This window comes from Streptomyces sp. NPDC054796 (assembly GCF_053611545.1).
The window spans coordinates 1-15,941 of the sequence record NZ_JBSHAO010000042.1; the positions used below are offsets into that span (position 1 = coordinate 1).

Sequence of the window (15,941 nt, forward strand, 5' to 3'; positions counted from 1 at the left end):
GAGCCGGTGTGGTCCGGCCCGGCTCCGGCTCAGCCGCCGAGCGTGTCGATCAGCTCGCGGTACGCGGCGAACGCGGGCTTGGGCGCGTAGTCGTCGGTGAGCAGGCCGAAGCGGTGGAACAGTCCCGTCCGCGCGCTGTCCGCGTCGCGCAGCGCGAAGTGGGTGTAGCCGCTGAGCCGCAGCTCCCGCGCGTGCGCCCCGACCGTGCCGACCACCGTGCGGACCACCTCCGCCTGGCGTTCCGGGGAGCGCTCGGGGCCCGTCGGCCAGCCGTGCTCGGTGATGTGCAGCGGCAGACGGCCGAGCCCGGCGGGCGTCAGCACCGTGTCGCGGTGGTGCCGCAGCAGCCCCGCGACCGCGTCGGCGAGCTGATCGGCGGCGACGGGGCGGAACACGTCGGGGAAGAAGTCCAGGCCCACGTAGTCGAGGTCGTCCAGGAACCCGGTGCTCTCGCGCCCGGCCAGCTCCGTCAGCCCGGAGATGAAGGAGGCGCCGGGCCCGAACAGCGGGGTGGTATTGAAGCCGACGCGCAGATGCCCGTGGCCGAGCCGCCGGGCGTGGGCCTTGGCCGCGCTGACACCGCGCACAAGGGCCTGGGCCACGTCCGGGTAGTAGCCGTCCAGCGTCGGGTTGCCGGTGACGTTGGGCTCCTCGGTCACCTGGAGGGTGGACGTGACGGCCCCGTACTGCTCGACCAGCTCGCGCAGGTAGCGGCAGTAGCCCTCGACGTCCCCCGCCGCCGACTGGTACTGCGCCACCAGGTCGAGCGATCTGCCGCGGACCGCGTAGCGCGGCGCGTTGGCCGGTGCGGCGGTCGGGTGCGGGCCGCCGACGCGTGTGCCCCCGAGGCGTGTGCCGTCGTCGAAGCCGGTGTAGGCGCGCACCAGGAAGGGGCGGCCCGGCCGTCCCTGGAGCTGGTCCAGCGCCGTCGTTATCCGTTCCGGGGCGTCGGGCGGCCCGGACGCGAGGCCACCGGTGTCGTCTCCGGCGACCCCGCCCGGGTACACCCCGAAGAGCAGGCTCTTTGACGTCATGGCTGGGTGGTCCTCTCTTCGTGGGGCGCCGTGCCCTCGGGCCACGGCAGGGAGCCGGTGCGGATCTCCTCGACGGTCGCTTCGGTCCAGGCGAGTTCGGCGCGGGCGAGGCAGAGCGCGTACTCGGCCTCGATCACGTGCAGCCGCGGCACGCCGGACGCGAGCACGTCGGCCAGCCGCCGCTCGTCGGACTCCGTACGCTCCCGCAGGCGCGCAGCGCGCTCGCCCAGCGCGGCGACGGCGCCCTCGGGGCCGAGCGCGCCGAGGTAGCTGACGGCGCCCAGGAACCGCGAGAACTCCCGCGCCGGGTCACGGATCTGCGCGTCCAGGCGCCGCACCAGTTCCTCGCGACCGCTCTCGGTGAGCGCGTACACCGTCTTCTCCGGACGGTTCCCAGTGCGCTCCCGCCCCTGGGGGCCGATCCATCCGGCGGCGACAAGGGCCTCGACGGTGTTGTAGAGGGAGCCCCTGCTGATCACCGCCGTGTGGCCCTCGCTGCGTTTCCGCAGCTCGGCGAGCATCTGGTACGGGTGCGTCGGCTGCTCGACGAGCAGTCCGAGCACCGCGAGGACGAGGGGGTTGTCCAGGGCGCGACGTGGCATGGTCGAAATCTAACAGTCGAAATAGACTATGTGCGAGTCCGGTCTCGGGCCCGCGCCCGAGACCGTGCCCGAGCCTCGCGCCCGTCCGTGCGCGCTCTGGCGGGCCGGGGGAGCCCGTGGTTTCCTCTGCTGCGGCTACCGGCGCGTAGGTGCGGCGGCCCCGCCCGGCGCGGAACCCGCCCGTCCGTCACGTCCGTCGCGTAGCCGCGTCCGTGTCACTTCCCGACCAGGAGGCCCGCGTTGGGCGAGCACCGACCCACCCGCAGAAGTGTCTTAAGGACCGTCGGAGGCATCTCGACGGCGATGGCCCTCGCCGGAGGCGGCGTCGTCGCGTCCGCCTCCGGCGCCGCCGCGGCGCCGAAGGCTCCGGCGGCCGACGACGGCTTCGGGCTGCGCATCGTCGACCGCAACGAGAGCGACCCCCGCATGTGGTACTACCGGTTCGCGACCGACGCGGTCGAATGGGACCCGGGCGTCAACGTCCTGCTCCCCGACGGCTACCACACCAGCGGACGCACGTACCCCGTCCTCTATCTGTTCCACGGCGGCGGCACCGACCAGGACTTCATCACCTTCGACCGGCTCGGTATCCGCGCCTGGACCGAGGGCAAGCCGCTCATCGTCGTGATGCCCGACGGCGGGCACGCGGGCTGGTACTCCAACCCCGTCAACTCGTTCACCGGGCCGCGCAACTGGGAGACCTTCCACATCAACCAGCTGCTCCCGTGGGTCGAGGCGAACTTCCGCGCGTACGCGGAGTACGACGGGCGTGCCGTCTCCGGGTTCTCGATGGGCGGCTTCGGCGCGCTGAAGTACGCGGCCAAGTACTACGGCCACTTCGCCTCGGTGAGCGCGCACTCGGGTCCTGCCAGCCTGCGCCGCGACTCGGGGCTCGTCGTCCACTGGGCCAACGCGACCTCGGCGGCGCTGGACCTGGGCGGCGGCACGGTCTACGGGGCCCCGTTCTGGGACGAGGCCAGGGTCAGCGCGGACAACCCGGTCGAGCGCATCGAGAGCTACCGCAACAAGCGGGTCTTCCTCGTCGCGGGCACCAGTCCGGACCCCGTCAACTGGTTCGACACGGTCAACGAGACCCAGGTCCTCGCGGGCCAGCGGGAGTTCCGGGCCCGCCTCGGCGATGTCGGCATCCCGCACGAGTGGTACGAGGAGCCGGGCGGGCACTTCGTCCGCGAGCACCTGTTCCGGCGCGACCTCGACGGGATCATCGCGCGGCTCCGCCCGGCGTAACGCCTGTAACACCTGTAACGCCCGTAACGCCCGTGGTGCCGCCCGGTCCGCCGCCCCGCCCTGACATCCGCTGACCCGTCCTCACATCCGCGCCGCCTTCAGCGCCATGTGCAGCAGCAGCCGGTCCTCGCCGTCGTCCAGGTCGAGGCCCGTGAGCTGTTCTACGCGCGAGAGGCGGTAGTAGAGGGTCTGCCGGTGGATGCCGAGCGCCGCGGCCGTGCGTCCCGCCTGGCCCGCGCAGTCGAGGTACACCTCGGCTGTGCGGGCCATCTCGCGGTGCGCGGGCCGCAGCAGTTCGCGTACGGCGGGGTCCGGGACACCGCCCGGAGGCAGCGCGGTGAGCAGTCGGTACGGGCCGATCGACGCCCACTCGGCGGGCGCGCCGAGCGAGGGCTCGGCGTGTGCGGCGCGCGCCGCGGCCACGGCCTCCCGCCATGCGGCGGGCAGTTGGGCGAGCCCGGTGCGGGACGCGCTGATCCCGGCGCTCGCGCCCGTCGCACCCGTCGCACCCGTCGTGCCCGCCCCGCCCCCGCCTCCCGGGTGCGAGCGCAGCAGCCGCTGTGCCGCCGTACGGGCCGGGCCCAGGCCGTCGGAGGAGCGCAGCCGCACGAGCACGGCGAGCGCGGACGTGCCGGAGCCGTCCCCGCCGCCCCCTCCCGCTTCGCCCTCGCCCGCGCCGGGGCCGCTCGCGGCGTTCCGTGACGTCGCGTCGCCGTCCGCCCCGTCGGCACCGCCCACGGCCCCGTCCGCGGGCCCGCCTCCGCCGCTCCCGCCGTCCCCGTCCGGCCCTGCCACGGGCACCACGCACTGCGCCGCCACGTTCGGCATCCCGGCCGTGCCGCCGGGCACCGCCGACGGCGCCGCGCCCTCGCCCCCGCCCGCCCCGGTGCCGCCCCCGCCCGGCGCCCAGGGCGTGACCGCCAGCATCGCCATCGGGCCCTGCGCGCCCTGCCCCAGCACGCGGCGCAGCTCGGCGACGGTCTCGTCGCGGCGCCCCGAAGCCGCGGGCCCCGTCAGCAGTGCCCGCAGCAGCTCGCCCGTGCGGGCGCCCGCACGGGCCTCGGCCGCCAGCAGCGCGCCGATGCGCGAGGCCGACTCCATGGCGGCGGCCAGTCGCGGGCCCGCGAGGTCGAGGGCGCCGTCGTCGAGCAGCCAGATGTAGCCGTACGCCACCCCGCCGCTGCGCGCCGGGAGGCAGACGCGGCCGTGCACCACACCGGCGGCGGGCTCGGGCGGGATGCGGACGGGCCCCGTCGCGCGTGTGATGCCGAAGCTCTCGAACCAGGCGCGCACCTCGGCCGTGGAGCGGCGCTGGAGGATCGTGCGGGTGCGGACCGTGTCCAGGGCCAGGTCAGGGCTCTCGCCGTCGCTCTCGTGGGCGCCGAAGGCGATCAGCCCGAAGTCGCGTCCCTCCAGCGTGGCGGGGGTGCCCAGCAGCGTGGACACCTCGTCGATGAGCGCCTGGTAGTCCTCGCGCATGTGTCCCCGTCGCCCTCTCGTGTCCCGCTCTTCTCCACCGTCACGGACCATTCTCGTACAGCCTCATACAGATGTCTGAGATCCGGGCCACGGAAGCGTGACAGGTGTCGATGGTCCCGCGATGGCGCGATCCTTATGTTCTGGGTGGCTTCCCTGCCGTTGAAAAGATCATTTGTGGAGGTGCCCGTGCTGGGTCCCGTGCTTCTCGCCGCCGCGCGCAGCGACAGCATCCGTCGCGTCGTCTCGGCCGCGCCGGTCACCCGTCCCGTCGTGGACCGTTATGTGGCGGGCGAGCGGCTCGACCAGTGCCTCGAAACCGTGCGGTCGCTGGCCGGCCACGGCATGGAGGTCACCCTCGACCACCTGGGAGAGGACATCACGGACCGGTCCGAGGCGCTCCGCAACCGCGACGCCTACCTCGCCCTCGCCGACTCCCTCGCGAGCGAGGGCCTGGGCCCCCGCGCGGAGATGTCCGTGAAGCTGTCGGCCTTCGGACAGGCGCTCCCCGGCGGCGACGACCTCGCCTACGCGAACGTCCTCCCCGTCGTCGAGGCCGCGGCCGCCGCGGGCACGACGGTCACCCTGGACATGGAGGACCACACCACGGTCGACTCCACCCTCGCGATCCTCGCGAAACTGCGCGAGCGCTTCCCGCAGACCGGCGCCGTCGTGCAGTCCTACCTCTTCAGGACCGAGGACGACTGCCACGCGCTGGCCGGTGAGGGCTCGCGGGTGCGCCTGGTGAAGGGCGCGTACAAGGAGCCCGCCGAGGTCGCCTTCCAGGACAAGCGCGAGGTGGACAGGGCGTATGTCCGCTGCCTCAAGATCCTGATGGCGGGCGACGGCTACCCCATGATCGGCTCGCACGACCCCCGGATGGTCGCCATCGCGCAGGAGCTGGCACGGCGCTTCGGCCGCAAGCCCGACGAGTACGAGTTCCAGATGCTGTACGGCATCCGCGCGGCCGAGCAGGAGCGGCTGGTGGCGGAGGGTCACCGTATGCGCGTTTACATCCCATACGGGACAGACTGGTACGGGTACTTCATGCGCCGTCTCGCCGAGCGCCCGGCCAACCTCGCGTTCTTCCTGCGCTCACTGGCCACACGCGGCTGAACCCGGGGCCGCGCGCCCGGGGCCGCCGACGCTCGGGCGTCACCGCCCCGGCACAGACCCTGAAACCTGAGATACCTGACAGTTCGCACGAGTGAAGGAGGCACGGCAGTCATGGACGCTGTGACCCAGGTTCCCGCCCCGTACAACGAGCCGGTCCACACCTACGCGCCCGGCAGCGCCGAGCGCGCCCGCCTCGAACAGCAGCTCAAGGAGCTGGCCGAGAACCCGATCGACCTGCCGATGACCATCAACGGCGAGAAGCGCATGGGCGGCGGCGAGCGCGTGGACGTCGTGCAGCCGCACAACCACAAGGCCGTCATCGGCAGCTACCGCAACGCCACCCGCCAGGACGCGCAGGACGCGATCGACGCGGCGCTGGCCGCGGCCCCGGCCTGGCGCGCGCTGTCCTTCGACGACCGCGCCGCGATCATCCTCAAGGCCGCCGAGCTGCTGTCCGGGCCCTGGCGCGAGAAGATCGCAGCGTCCACCATGCTCGGCCAGTCCAAGACCGCGCAGCAGGCCGAGATCGACGCGCCCTGCGAGCTGATCGACTTCTGGCGCTTCAACGTCCACTTCGGCCGCGAGATCCTCAACGAGCAGCCGCTCATCCAGCCCAAGGGCGTGTGGAACCGCATGGACCACCGCCCGCTGGAGGGCTTCGTCTACGCGATCACGCCGTTCAACTTCACCGCCATCGCGGGCAACCTCCCCACGGCCCCCGCCCTCATGGGCAACGTCGTGGTCTGGAAGCCCTCCCCGACGCAGACCCACTCCGCGATCCTCCTCATGGAGCTGCTGGAGGAGGCGGGTATGCCCAAGGGCGTCATCAACCTGGTGACGGGCGACGGCAAGGACGTCTCCGAGGTCGCGCTGCCGCACCCGGAGCTGGCGGGCATCCACTTCACCGGCTCGACGGCCACCTTCCAGCACCTGTGGCAGCAGGTCGGCAACAACATCGCGGGCTACCGCTCGTACCCGCGGATCGTCGGCGAGACCGGCGGCAAGGACTTCATCGTCGCCCACCCCAGCGCCGACCGGGCGATCCTGAAGACCGCCGTCACGCGCGGCGCCTTCGAGTACCAGGGCCAGAAGTGCTCCGCCGCCTCCCGCGCGTACATCCCGCGCTCCATCTGGGAGGACGGCTTCAAGGAGGAGCTGGCCCAGGAGGCCGACGGGCTCACCATGGGCGACGTCACCGACCTGTCCAACTTCATGGGCGCCGTCATCGACGACCGCGCGTTCGCCAAGAACAAGGCCGCGATCGACCGCGCCAAGGAGGACCCGACCTGCGAGATCGTCGCGGGCGGCACCTACGACGACTCGGTCGGCTACTTCGTCCGCCCGACCGTCATCGCCTGCTCCGACCCCGAGAACGAGGTCTTCAAGACCGAGTACTTCGGCCCGGTCATCGCCGTCCACGTCTACGAGGACGGCGAGTTCGACGCCATGCTGGACCAGATGGAGTCCGCCTCGGCCTACGCGCTCACCGGCGCCGTCCTGGCCCAGGACCGCGCGGTCCTGGCCGCGGCCTCCGAGAAGCTGCGCTTCGCGGCGGGCAACTTCTACCTGAACGACCGGCCGACGGGCTCGATCGTCGGCCAGCAGCCCTTCGGCGGCGCCCGCGCCTCGGGCACCAACGACAAGGCGGGCTCGAAGTTCAACCTGCTGCGCTGGTCCTCCCCGCGCGCCATCAAGGAGACCCAGGTGGCCCCGACGGACTACCGCTACCCGCACATGGGCTGAGGTCTCCTGGCCCCCCGGCCCCGGCGGCCCCTTGCACGGGCCGCCGGGACCGGCGGCGTACGGGTCGCGCCGGGACCGGCGTACGGCACCGGCGTACGGGTCACCACCGGTCGCGGTGGATGACCTCGCTCACGGGACGGCGGCTGACGGGGCCGAACCTGCCCTTGGGCCAGCCCACCGGGACGACGCCGAAGGTGTGGATGTCCTTCGGGATGCCCAGCACCTCCTTCCACTCCCGCTCCAGGAACAGGTGCCAGACGGTCAGCGTGGCCCCCAGACCCATGCCGCGTGCCGCGAGCAGCAGGTTCTGCACTCCGGGGTAGACGCTGGACGCCTCGGCGATCGAGCCGAACACGTTGCCCCGCAGCAGCCGCGCCGTCGCGTCCGCGCCGAGCGCGTCCTCCATCGCGCGCAGCCCCTCGGCGCTGCCCTTGTCCTGGAGGTAGCGGTAGCAGGGCATGATCAGCGCGGGGGTCTCGGCGAAGTGGTCGCGCTGGTACTCGATGGCCGCGACCATGCGCCGGTAGGCGTCCGCGTCCATGGTGGGCGGGGTGGCCTTGCCCGCCGAGCCGAGGTACGCGTCCACGCACCGCTTCCACAGCGGGGCGAGGCGCGCCATCACCTCCCGGTCGGTCACCACGAGGTAGTGGAACTGCTGGAGGTTCGAGCCGCTCGGCGCCCAGACGGCGGCCTGGACGAGCCGCTCCAGCATCTCCTCCGGCACGGGATCGGGCTTGAGCCGCCGCATCGCGCGCATCGTGGACATGGTCTCGAAGAGCGGAGGCCCGGATCCGGGCACCGGCTCCGTGGCGTGGTCAGTGGCCTGGTCATCTGTCATGGCCGCGCAGTCTAGGTCCGTCGGATGACGGCGCGGCAGCCCCTGTTACCGTCCTGACATGCCGATTCGCGCCGTCCTGTGGGACGTTGACGACACCCTCTTCGACTACACGAACTCGGACCGTGCCGCCGCCCTGCGGCACATCGAGACCGAGGGGCTGCTGGAGCGGTACGGCTCGGCCGAGGAGGCGCTGACGCGCTGGGCGGCGGTGATGGAGGAGCAGTTCGGGCGCTTCGTCGCGGGCGAACTGGGCTTCCAGGAGCACCGCAGGGAGCGGGCCCGCGCCTTCCTCGGCACTCCGCTCACCGATGCCGAGGCCGACGCCTGGTTCGGGCGTTACGTGACGCTCTACGAGGAGGCGTGGACCCTCTTCCCCGACGCCCTCCCGGCGCTCGACGCGCTCACCCCCGGCTACCGGCACGGCGTCCTGTCCAACGCCGCCACCACGGTCCAGGAGCGCAAGCTGCGCACCCTCGGCATCCGCGACCGGCTGGAGCTGCTGCTGTGCGCCGACCGCGTCGGCCACGCCAAGCCCGCGCCCGAGGCGTTCCTCGCGGCCTGCGAGGCGCTGCGGCTGCCGCCGGGGGAGGTCGCGTACGTCGGCGATCGCGCCGACATCGACGCGCTCGCCGCCGAGGCCGCGGGCCTGCGGGGCGTCTGGCTGGACCGCACGGGCCCTGAACCCGCCCCTGCCCCCGCGTCCGCCGCTGAGCCCGCCCCCGAAGCGGAGGGGGCCGCGCCGGATGCCGTCGCGCCGTCGCTGCGGATCACCACGCTGGCGGAGCTTCCCGCCCTGCTCACGGGCCTTTCCCGGGCGTCCTGACGCCTTCGCCGCGAGGCAAGAGAGGGTGGCGTTCGTCTCAGATAGTAGGAAGGCCAACTAATTGGCGAGACATCACGGCTCATGGCTTCTACCTTTGTAGGAGCCGAACGTCTCGCTTCATCAGCGAATGGCGGGTGAGGCTTGGTGCCCCGAGGCAGGTGACCCCTGCCGCACCTGATGCCCCCGCCCCTTCCGGCGCGTTGAGTCCCTTCTTCGTCCATGTGTGCAGAAGGAGTTGCCGATCATGAACGCGACCACTCGCCGCCGCGCCCGCCACGCCGCCGCCGTCCGTACGGACGGCCAGGACGCCGACCGCAAGAACGCCGCCGCCGCGCTCCAGCGCGCGCTCGACCGCCGCGACAACGGCGGCGCGACGGGGCACTGACCTCCACTTTCCCGCCGCACCCCGTCCCGTCCGTCCCTCCGTCCCGTCCGCCCCGTCCCGCGAGTGCCGAGGGCTCACTGAGCCCGGCGCGTCACCCTGAAGTGGTCGACGCGCTCGCCCGACTCGGCCAGGGCCGTGACGTCCAGCGAGGGCGGACGCCCCGAAGCACCCGGGTCGGACTCGACGGCCAGGAACGAGAAGCCCGTGTAGCGCACCCGCGACCACTCGACGCGGTCCGGGTTCGGTACCCGGCTCTCCGTCCAGTGGAAGGTGCGCACGCTGTCGCGGTCGTCCACGTGACCCTCGTAGCTGTCCGGCACGGGGAAGTCGTAGAGCTTCTTGCCCGCGCCGCCCGCCGTCACGTACACCGTCCCGTCCCTGGTGGGATCGGTGGTCTCGCCGACCGGCAGCTTCCTGGTGGGCTCGCCGCCCCGCACGGGGTCGGTGCGCTCGTAGACGTGGTTGTGGCCGTTGACGACGAGATCCACCTCGTGCTTCTCGAAGAGGCCGACCCACGCGTCGCGGACGCCGCCGTCCGAGGCGTGGGTGCTCGTCGAGTACGCGCAGTGGTGGAAGAAGACGACGATGAAGTCCACCGCGTCCGAGGCCCGCAGCTCCTTGAGGCGCCGGGCCAGCCAGCGCGTCTGGGCGCCGTCCGTGTAGCCCTTGTTGGCGGGGATCTCGTAGGAGACGTCGTTGGCGTCCAGCGCGATCACGCCCACGTTGCCGTAGACGAACGAGTAGACCCCCGGCGCGTTCCTGGCGTCAGGGCCGTTCTCCGGCAGTGACCAGCGTGCCGACTGGCCGCCGTACCCGTTCGGCGAGTACCACGCCTCCATGTCGTGGTTGCCGGTCGTCACCATCCACGGCACCCGCGCGGCCACCGACTCCGTCTGCGCGAGGAACTGGTCCCACACGCGCGCGTCGTAGTGGTCGGACTCCTTGCCGTGGCCCGAGTCGTCGGCGTAGCAGATGTCGCCCGCGTGCAGATGGAAGGACGGGTTCTGGCCGAGGATCAACTGGTCGTTGGCGAGCGCGTCGTAGCTGACGCCCTGGTCGCCGAAGGCCGTGAACACGAACTTCTCGCCGGAGCCGGCCGGGGCCGTGGTGAAGGAGCCGATCGTGGCGAGCCGGTCGGCCGCCGTCGGGTCGAAGCCGTCGTGTCCGACGCCGTAGTAGTACGTGGTGCCGGGCCGCAGCCCGTCCAGCGCCGCGTGCAGATAGAGCTGGTCGACCTCGGGCAGTTCCTTGGACAGCGACGGGGTGTGCAGCGCGCGCACCTCGGCCTCGATCTTCTTGCCGAGGTCCCACGGCGCGCGCCCGACCCGCAGATAGGGCCGCTTGACCGCGAAGGGCACCTGCCACGAGACGCGCATCTGGGTCTTCGGGTCGGCCCCGAAGGCGAGATGGCGGCCGAAGGGCGCGACGAGCGAGCCGTCCACCCGCACCGGGCTGACCGCGAGCGTGGGCGAGAGCTGCTGCCCGCCCGGCGCGGCCGAGCCCAGCGCGGAGTCGCCCGCGGTGACCAGTCCGGCGCCGCCGAGCGCGCCCGCCGTCACGATGCCGCCGCCGCGCAGGACGCCGCGCCGGGACACCGCACTCCGCTTCGTGCCGCGCGACAGCTTGCCGCGCAGGTACTCGTGCTGCTCGGCCATGCTCATCCGCTCGGCGAGCCGTGCCGGAACTCCCATGTTCGGTAGATCGCGCGCTGAGGTCATGACGTCCAAATTCCCAGCGGGTGCCAACTCGCGGTAGACCCTGGGGCGTACACACGGTGAACGACACCCGACTGCCACGGTGAAGGACCGTGGTGAGAACTCACGGTGGGAGACCGAGCGAGACCCCACCGCGGAAGCCCACTGCGCGCGTCCGCGATGTGGACGGGTTGTGTCATCCCATGGGACGGGGAGTAGGGTCCCCCCATGTCTCGCAGCATCAGCCTCGCAGTGATCCCCGGTGACGGAATCGGCAAGGAGGTCGTGGCCCAGGGTCTCAAGGTCCTGTCCGCCGTCCTTCCGCAGGACGTGAAGCTGGAGACCAAGCAGTACGATCTCGGCGCCCAGCGCTGGCACGCGACGGGGGAGACCCTCCCGGACGCCGAGCTGGAGCAGCTCAAGGAGCACGACGCGATCCTGCTGGGCGCGATCGGCGACCCGAGCGTCCCCTCCGGTGTGCTGGAGCGCGGGCTCCTGCTGAAGCTGCGCTTCGCCTTCGACCACTACGTGAACCTCCGCCCCTCGAAGCTGTTCCCGAACACGGAGAGCCCGCTCGCGGGCCGCCCGGACATCGACTTCGTCGTCGTCCGCGAGGGCACCGAGGGCCCGTACGTGGGCAACGGCGGCAGCATCCGCACCGGCACCCCCGCCGAGGTCGCCAACGAGGTCAGCGTGAACACCGCGTACGGCGTCGAGCGCGTCGTGCGGGACGCCTACGAGCGGGCCAACGCACGCACCCGCAAGAAGCTGACCCTCGTGCACAAGAACAACGTGCTCGTGCACGCGGGCCACCTCTGGAAGAACCTCTTCGACAAGATCGGCGAGGAGTACCCCGAGGTCACCACCGACTACCTCCACGTCGACGCCGCGACGATCTTCCTCGTCACCGACCCGGCCCGCTTCGACGTGATCGTCACCGACAACCTCTTCGGCGACATCCTCACCGACCTCGCCGCCGCCGTCAGCGGCGGCATCGGCCTGGCCGCCTCCGGGAACGTGAACCCGACCGGTGAGTTCCCCTCCATGTTCGAGCCCGTCCACGGCTCGGCGCCCGACATCGCGGGCACCGGCAAGGCCGACCCCACGGCGACGGTCCTCTCCGTCGCCCTGCTGCTGCGGCACCTCGGCTTCGAGGCCGAGGCCGCCCGTATCGAGGACGCCGTCACGGCCGACCTCTCCGAGCGCGCGGACTCCCGTACGACGGACGAGATCGGCGACGCGCTCGCGGTACGAGTAGCGCAGTAGCCCCGGCTGTCACACCACAGCGGCCGGGCCTCAGACGCCCGGCCGCTGTGCTACTCAGCGGTTGGGTGTCACCATCGATCTCAGGACCGCCCACCCGCGATCCCTGTGCGGAACTCCGCGAGCGATAATCGGACGCGGGGCCGCAGCACGAGGGAAAGCTCGGACGTCCACGTACCCCAGCGCACAGGGGCGACGGGAGCGCGGTCCGCCACGACACTCAGCGAAGGACGCGCTCACATGACGACGCCCCGTATCGACTTCGATCTCAAGCCCTCCTCTCAGCCGCTGTCCGACGCGGAGCGCGAGGCAGTGCTGGCCGACCCGGGCTTCGGCCGCCACTTCACGGACCACATGATCACCATCAAGTGGACCGAGGGCCGGGGCTGGCACGACGCGCAGCTCCAGCCGTACGCGCCGCTCCAGATGGACCCGGCCAACATGACGCTGCACTACGCGCAGTCGATCTTCGAGGGGCTGAAGGCCTACCGCCAGCCCGACGGCTCCGTCGCCGTCTTCCGCCCCGACGCCAACGCCAAGCGCTTCCAGCGCAGCGCCCGGCGGCTCGCCATGCCCGAGCTGCCCGTCGAGACCTTCATCGAGGCGTGCGACCTGCTCGTCCAGCAGGACAGGGAGTGGGTCCCCGGCGTGGGCGAGGAGTCGCTGTACCTGCGGCCCTTCATGTTCGCGAGCGAGGTCGGCCTGGGCGTGCGCCCGGCCAACGAGTACCTCTTCATGATCATCGCCTCGCCCGCGGGACCCTACTTCTCCGGCGGCATCAAGCCCGTCTCCGTCTGGCTCTCCGAGGACTACGTGCGCGCCGCGCCCGGCGGCACGGGCGAGGCCAAGTGCGCGGGCAACTACGCCGCGTCACTCGTCGCCCAGGCCGAGGCCGCGCAGCACGGCTGCGACCAGGTGGTCTGGCTGGACGCGAACGAGCGCCGCTGGATCGAGGAGATGGGCGGCATGAACCTGTACTTCGTGTACGGGACCGGCCCGGAGGCCACCATCGTCACCCCCGAGCTGACCGGCACCCTGCTGCCCGGCATCACCCGCGACTCCCTGCTCACCATCGCGGCCGACCTCGGCTACAAGACGGCCGAGGCCCGCATCTCCACCGACGACTGGCGCCAGGGCAACGCGGACGGCTCCATCAGCGAGGTCTTCGCCTGCGGCACGGCGGCCGTGATCACCCCGGTCGGCGAGGCGAAGTCCACCAGCGGCTCCTGGACCGTCGGCGACGGCGGACCCGGCGAGATCACGATGCGGCTGCGTGAGGCGCTGCTCGGGGTCCAGACGGGGCGCGCGGAGGACGCGCACGGGTGGATGCACCGGTTGGGCTGAGGCTGTGCCGGTACGGCTGACGCCGGTGCCGCCGCCGACGGGGTCCGCCCGTCGGCGGCGGGGTCTCAGTACCGGTCGACTGTCTCGCCCTCCGGGACCCGGTAGCAGCCGGAGACCACATTCACGATCAGCTTCGGCTTCTCGCCGCTGCCTTCTGCTTCCTCCCACAGCTCCACGTTGAGGCCGAACCTCTTCTCGTGGTTGTCAGCCGTCAGCTCCAGGGACTTGTCCTTGCTGTTGTTCCTGCCGTAGCCCACGATCTTCCAGCCCTTTTTCGGCAGGTTCTCCCTGAGCCGGGTCATCGCTTGCCGCAGCTCTTCATTGCTGGTTCCGGTCAGGCTCCAGGGGTGCAGCATCTTGAAGAATTTTTCTGCATTCTTATCCGAGCAAGAAGTCACTCTGGGGCCTGGTTCCGAGACTTTGCCTTCCACGTCGATAATGTCGAGTACCTGACTGGAAACCCGCTTTGTTTCTGCGTCCGCTTTTTCGATGCTCCGCACGGTGGCAGGCTTCGAGTCTTCTGAGGGCTCCGGATCGCTCAAGCCGCATCCTGTGAGTAGTAGACATGCCGATAGAAGCGAAAGGGGGATGGTGGGGTTAGTCCTCAATTTTCACCTTGTCGTACGCGCCGACAACGACTGCTGCTTGATTTCTCAGGCTCTCTGATTCGGGGAGCCAGTAATCACTGTGTCCCTCAGTGTCAGTTGCCATTTGACGGGCGCCAAAAGCGTCGTCGCTGGGGATGAGCTGTGTGCCGCCGCCGATCTTCCACTGGCTCCCGCCGTGGCCGTAGCGTCCGATGTCCGGAACCGCATCCCCCTCCGCCTCTTCGTTCCAGACGTGCCCCTTGGGGACATCCAGTTCGGAAGCCTCGCCCACCTGCACACCCGGGCTCCCGGCGAACACCACGTCATCCGCGTTCAGCTCGCCCTGACGGGCCGCCGAACCGATGAGTGTGGTGCCATATGAATGGCCGACGGCGGTGTGGTGGCCACCCGAATCCGTGGTGTTGGCCGCCGCCAGTCCGTCCATGAACTTGTTGAAGGCGGGTGCCCCCTCATCTGCGTAGTGACTCTGGGGTGAGTCCTTCACGATGTCCTGCGGGGCGTCGTAACCTAGCCATGTCACGGTCGATACCTTGCTGTCCGAGGCCATGGAATGGGATTCCTGCCATAGATCGTTCGCGCGCCTGAGGTCGCCGTCGATCTTCCCCAGATTCGACGTGGTCCCCGGCACGTACACCGCCGTGTGGTCGGCCGTGTCCGGGTTCCCGTTCGCCACGATCGCCCGGCCGTTTCCTTCCGGGGAGAACCCCATCAGGTAGGCGGGCGGGAGGCCGTTGCGGCCCGTGGAGGCGAAGCGGTTCTCAATGGCTTTCATGCCGTCGATCGAATCCTTGAGGGGCTGAGCCTTCTTGTTCCAGGTGATCCACTCGTCGCTCTGGACCATCCCCACCTGTCCGCCGCCGTTCACATACCTGGGCCACGGCTCCGGACCGATGGCGGCCAGCTTCATCTCGTACTGCCCCCTCTTCTCGGCCAGCACCACGCGGTTGGCGTCGTCGCGTACGTCGGCGGGCAGCCCGTCCATCTTTCCGACGCTTGCCGGATGCAGGGAGGCGTAGTCGGCTCTCTCGTCCTCGGAGAGGCCCTTCCACCACGCGGCGTTCTCCTTCGGGCTGCCGTTCCCCGGCGGCTCCTTGATGCCGTCCAGGTACTCTTCGGCGCCCTTCCGGACACCTCCCATGTCCCTCTGGACGTCGGCCCAGTCCGCGTAGGACACCTCCAAGTCGTCGTCGGCCCTGAGATGGCGCAGTTTCGGGGCCCACTTCTCGTCGGCCTCGGTGGCCTCCCGGACGGCGGCGGCGATGCGGTCGGCGAACTCCTGCGCACGCGCGCGGTTCGGGTTCGGGTCGGCTCGGGCCGCATGGTCGTACTCCGTGCGCGTCTGTTCCTGCGTGGTGCCGACGACGGTGCCGCCCTCGGGTTCCTCGCCGTCGACTTCGTCGCCCCCGGCCGGGTAGCGCACCGATCCGTCGGGCTCCACGGTGAAGTGCGCGGCCCGCGCGTCCTCGGCCGCGCCGTCGAGCTTCTTCTTGGCGGCGCGGAGGTCGGAGGCGAGGGCGTTCAGCGCGGTGCTGATCAGGCCGCACTCGGTCTCGATGTAATGGAAGTTCTTCGCCAGTTCCGCGAGCTGGCCGAGTGCCTTGTCCGGCGCCTTGCCCGCCAGCGCTTCCCGCATCTTGGCGCCGACCTGCTTCTCGACCCGGTCCTTGGCCGCACCGGCCATGTCGCTGGTATCGCGGTAGCTGTCAGCGGCGTCCTCGAACTCGGAGGGCTTCAGGGCGGTGAGCGTCTTGTAGTCCACGGCCCCCG

General features: G+C 71.1%; 14 protein-coding genes. 7 read left to right on the plus strand and 7 right to left on the minus strand.

The features are described 5' to 3' along the window. Positions 1 to 29: 29 nt before the first annotated feature. Positions 30 to 1,034, minus strand: coding sequence for a hypothetical protein (locus ACWGJ2_RS28580; protein ID WP_453349146.1), 1,005 nt, complete (start codon positions 1,032 to 1,034; stop codon positions 30 to 32). Next, positions 1,031 to 1,636 carry a PadR family transcriptional regulator gene (locus ACWGJ2_RS28585; protein ID WP_453349147.1) on the minus strand — a complete coding sequence of 202 codons (606 nt, stop codon included), beginning with the start codon at positions 1,634 to 1,636 and terminating at the stop codon, positions 1,031 to 1,033. The genes ACWGJ2_RS28580 and ACWGJ2_RS28585 overlap by 4 nt, the downstream gene beginning before the upstream one ends. 240 nt (positions 1,637 to 1,876) lie before the next feature. Here ACWGJ2_RS28585 and ACWGJ2_RS28590 point away from each other — a divergent pair, with 240 nt between their 5' ends. After that, entirely contained in the window at positions 1,877 to 2,884 is a 1,008-nt protein-coding gene (locus ACWGJ2_RS28590) for an alpha/beta hydrolase (protein WP_453349148.1), read from the plus strand. A gap of 81 nt (positions 2,885 to 2,965) precedes the next feature. Here ACWGJ2_RS28590 and ACWGJ2_RS28595 read toward each other — a convergent pair whose 3' ends face one another. Next, on the minus strand, positions 2,966 to 4,363 hold the full coding sequence (locus tag ACWGJ2_RS28595) for a PucR family transcriptional regulator (RefSeq protein WP_453349149.1): 1,398 nt from the start codon (positions 4,361 to 4,363) through the stop codon (positions 2,966 to 2,968). Between the two features lie 186 nt (positions 4,364 to 4,549). Between ACWGJ2_RS28595 and ACWGJ2_RS28600 the strand changes: the two genes are divergently transcribed. Together ACWGJ2_RS28600 and pruA are read left to right on the plus strand one after the other, a co-directional pair. After that, positions 4,550 to 5,476 carry a proline dehydrogenase family protein gene (locus ACWGJ2_RS28600; RefSeq protein WP_453349150.1) on the plus strand — a complete coding sequence of 309 codons (927 nt, stop codon included), beginning with the start codon at positions 4,550 to 4,552 and terminating at the stop codon, positions 5,474 to 5,476. A 111-nt stretch (positions 5,477 to 5,587) separates the two neighbouring features. After that, entirely contained in the window at positions 5,588 to 7,219 is a 1,632-nt protein-coding gene (gene pruA, locus ACWGJ2_RS28605; protein WP_453349151.1) for an L-glutamate gamma-semialdehyde dehydrogenase, read from the plus strand. Between the two features lie 100 nt (positions 7,220 to 7,319). On the opposite strand, the gene ACWGJ2_RS28610 is transcribed toward pruA, so the two are convergent. Further along, entirely contained in the window at positions 7,320 to 8,057 is a 738-nt protein-coding gene (locus ACWGJ2_RS28610; protein WP_453349152.1) for a nitroreductase family protein, read from the minus strand. 58 nt (positions 8,058 to 8,115) lie between these two features. Between ACWGJ2_RS28610 and ACWGJ2_RS28615 the strand changes: the two genes are divergently transcribed. Both ACWGJ2_RS28615 and ACWGJ2_RS28620 read left to right on the plus strand, forming a co-directional pair. Next, positions 8,116 to 8,880 carry an HAD family hydrolase gene (locus ACWGJ2_RS28615; protein WP_453349153.1) on the plus strand — a complete coding sequence of 255 codons (765 nt, stop codon included), beginning with the start codon at positions 8,116 to 8,118 and terminating at the stop codon, positions 8,878 to 8,880. A gap of 244 nt (positions 8,881 to 9,124) precedes the next feature. Beyond that, complete coding sequence (locus ACWGJ2_RS28620; RefSeq protein WP_453349154.1) at positions 9,125 to 9,265, plus strand: hypothetical protein; 141 nt, start codon at positions 9,125 to 9,127, stop codon at positions 9,263 to 9,265. Positions 9,266 to 9,339: 74 nt separating this feature from the next. Here the strand turns inward: ACWGJ2_RS28620 and ACWGJ2_RS28625 are convergent, their stop codons facing one another. Further along, a complete protein-coding gene (locus tag ACWGJ2_RS28625) occupies positions 9,340 to 10,983 on the minus strand; it encodes a purple acid phosphatase family protein (RefSeq protein ID WP_453349155.1) in 1,644 nt (547 codons plus the stop codon). Positions 10,984 to 11,187: 204 nt separating this feature from the next. Between ACWGJ2_RS28625 and ACWGJ2_RS28630 the strand changes: the two genes are divergently transcribed. Both ACWGJ2_RS28630 and ACWGJ2_RS28635 read left to right on the plus strand, forming a co-directional pair. Further along, on the plus strand, positions 11,188 to 12,225 hold the full coding sequence (locus ACWGJ2_RS28630) for a 3-isopropylmalate dehydrogenase (protein ID WP_453349156.1): 1,038 nt from the start codon (positions 11,188 to 11,190) through the stop codon (positions 12,223 to 12,225). Positions 12,226 to 12,462: 237 nt separating this feature from the next. Then, positions 12,463 to 13,566, plus strand: coding sequence for a branched-chain amino acid aminotransferase (locus tag ACWGJ2_RS28635; protein WP_453349157.1), 1,104 nt, complete (start codon positions 12,463 to 12,465; stop codon positions 13,564 to 13,566). Between the two features lie 65 nt (positions 13,567 to 13,631). Here the strand turns inward: ACWGJ2_RS28635 and ACWGJ2_RS28640 are convergent, their stop codons facing one another. After that, entirely contained in the window at positions 13,632 to 14,108 is a 477-nt protein-coding gene (locus ACWGJ2_RS28640) for a hypothetical protein (RefSeq protein ID WP_453349158.1), read from the minus strand. Positions 14,109 to 14,163: 55 nt separating this feature from the next. Then, the gene (locus tag ACWGJ2_RS28645) at positions 14,164 to 15,933 is read right to left on the minus strand and encodes an alpha/beta hydrolase (RefSeq protein ID WP_453349159.1); all 1,770 of its coding nucleotides are present in this window, start codon (positions 15,931 to 15,933) and stop codon (positions 14,164 to 14,166) included. Positions 15,934 to 15,941: the final 8 nt, after the last annotated feature.

Bases quoted from the DNA above. Each gene is read 5' to 3' on its own strand.
- ACWGJ2_RS28580 (WP_453349146.1), bottom strand. From the start codon at position 1,034: ATGACGTCAAAGAGCCTGCTCTTCGGGGTGTACCCGGGCGGGGTCGCC.
- ACWGJ2_RS28585 (WP_453349147.1), bottom strand. From the start codon at position 1,636: ATGCCACGTCGCGCCCTGGACAACCCCCTCGTCCTCGCGGTGCTCGGA.
- ACWGJ2_RS28595 (WP_453349149.1), bottom strand. From the start codon at position 4,363: ATGCGCGAGGACTACCAGGCGCTCATCGACGAGGTGTCCACGCTGCTG.
- pruA (WP_453349151.1), top strand. From the start codon at position 5,588: ATGGACGCTGTGACCCAGGTTCCCGCCCCGTACAACGAGCCGGTCCAC.
- ACWGJ2_RS28610 (WP_453349152.1), bottom strand. From the start codon at position 8,057: ATGACAGATGACCAGGCCACTGACCACGCCACGGAGCCGGTGCCCGGA.
- ACWGJ2_RS28615 (WP_453349153.1), top strand. From the start codon at position 8,116: ATGCCGATTCGCGCCGTCCTGTGGGACGTTGACGACACCCTCTTCGAC.
- ACWGJ2_RS28620 (WP_453349154.1), top strand. From the start codon at position 9,125: ATGAACGCGACCACTCGCCGCCGCGCCCGCCACGCCGCCGCCGTCCGT.
- ACWGJ2_RS28625 (WP_453349155.1), bottom strand. From the start codon at position 10,983: ATGACCTCAGCGCGCGATCTACCGAACATGGGAGTTCCGGCACGGCTC.
- ACWGJ2_RS28630 (WP_453349156.1), top strand. From the start codon at position 11,188: ATGTCTCGCAGCATCAGCCTCGCAGTGATCCCCGGTGACGGAATCGGC.
- ACWGJ2_RS28635 (WP_453349157.1), top strand. From the start codon at position 12,463: ATGACGACGCCCCGTATCGACTTCGATCTCAAGCCCTCCTCTCAGCCG.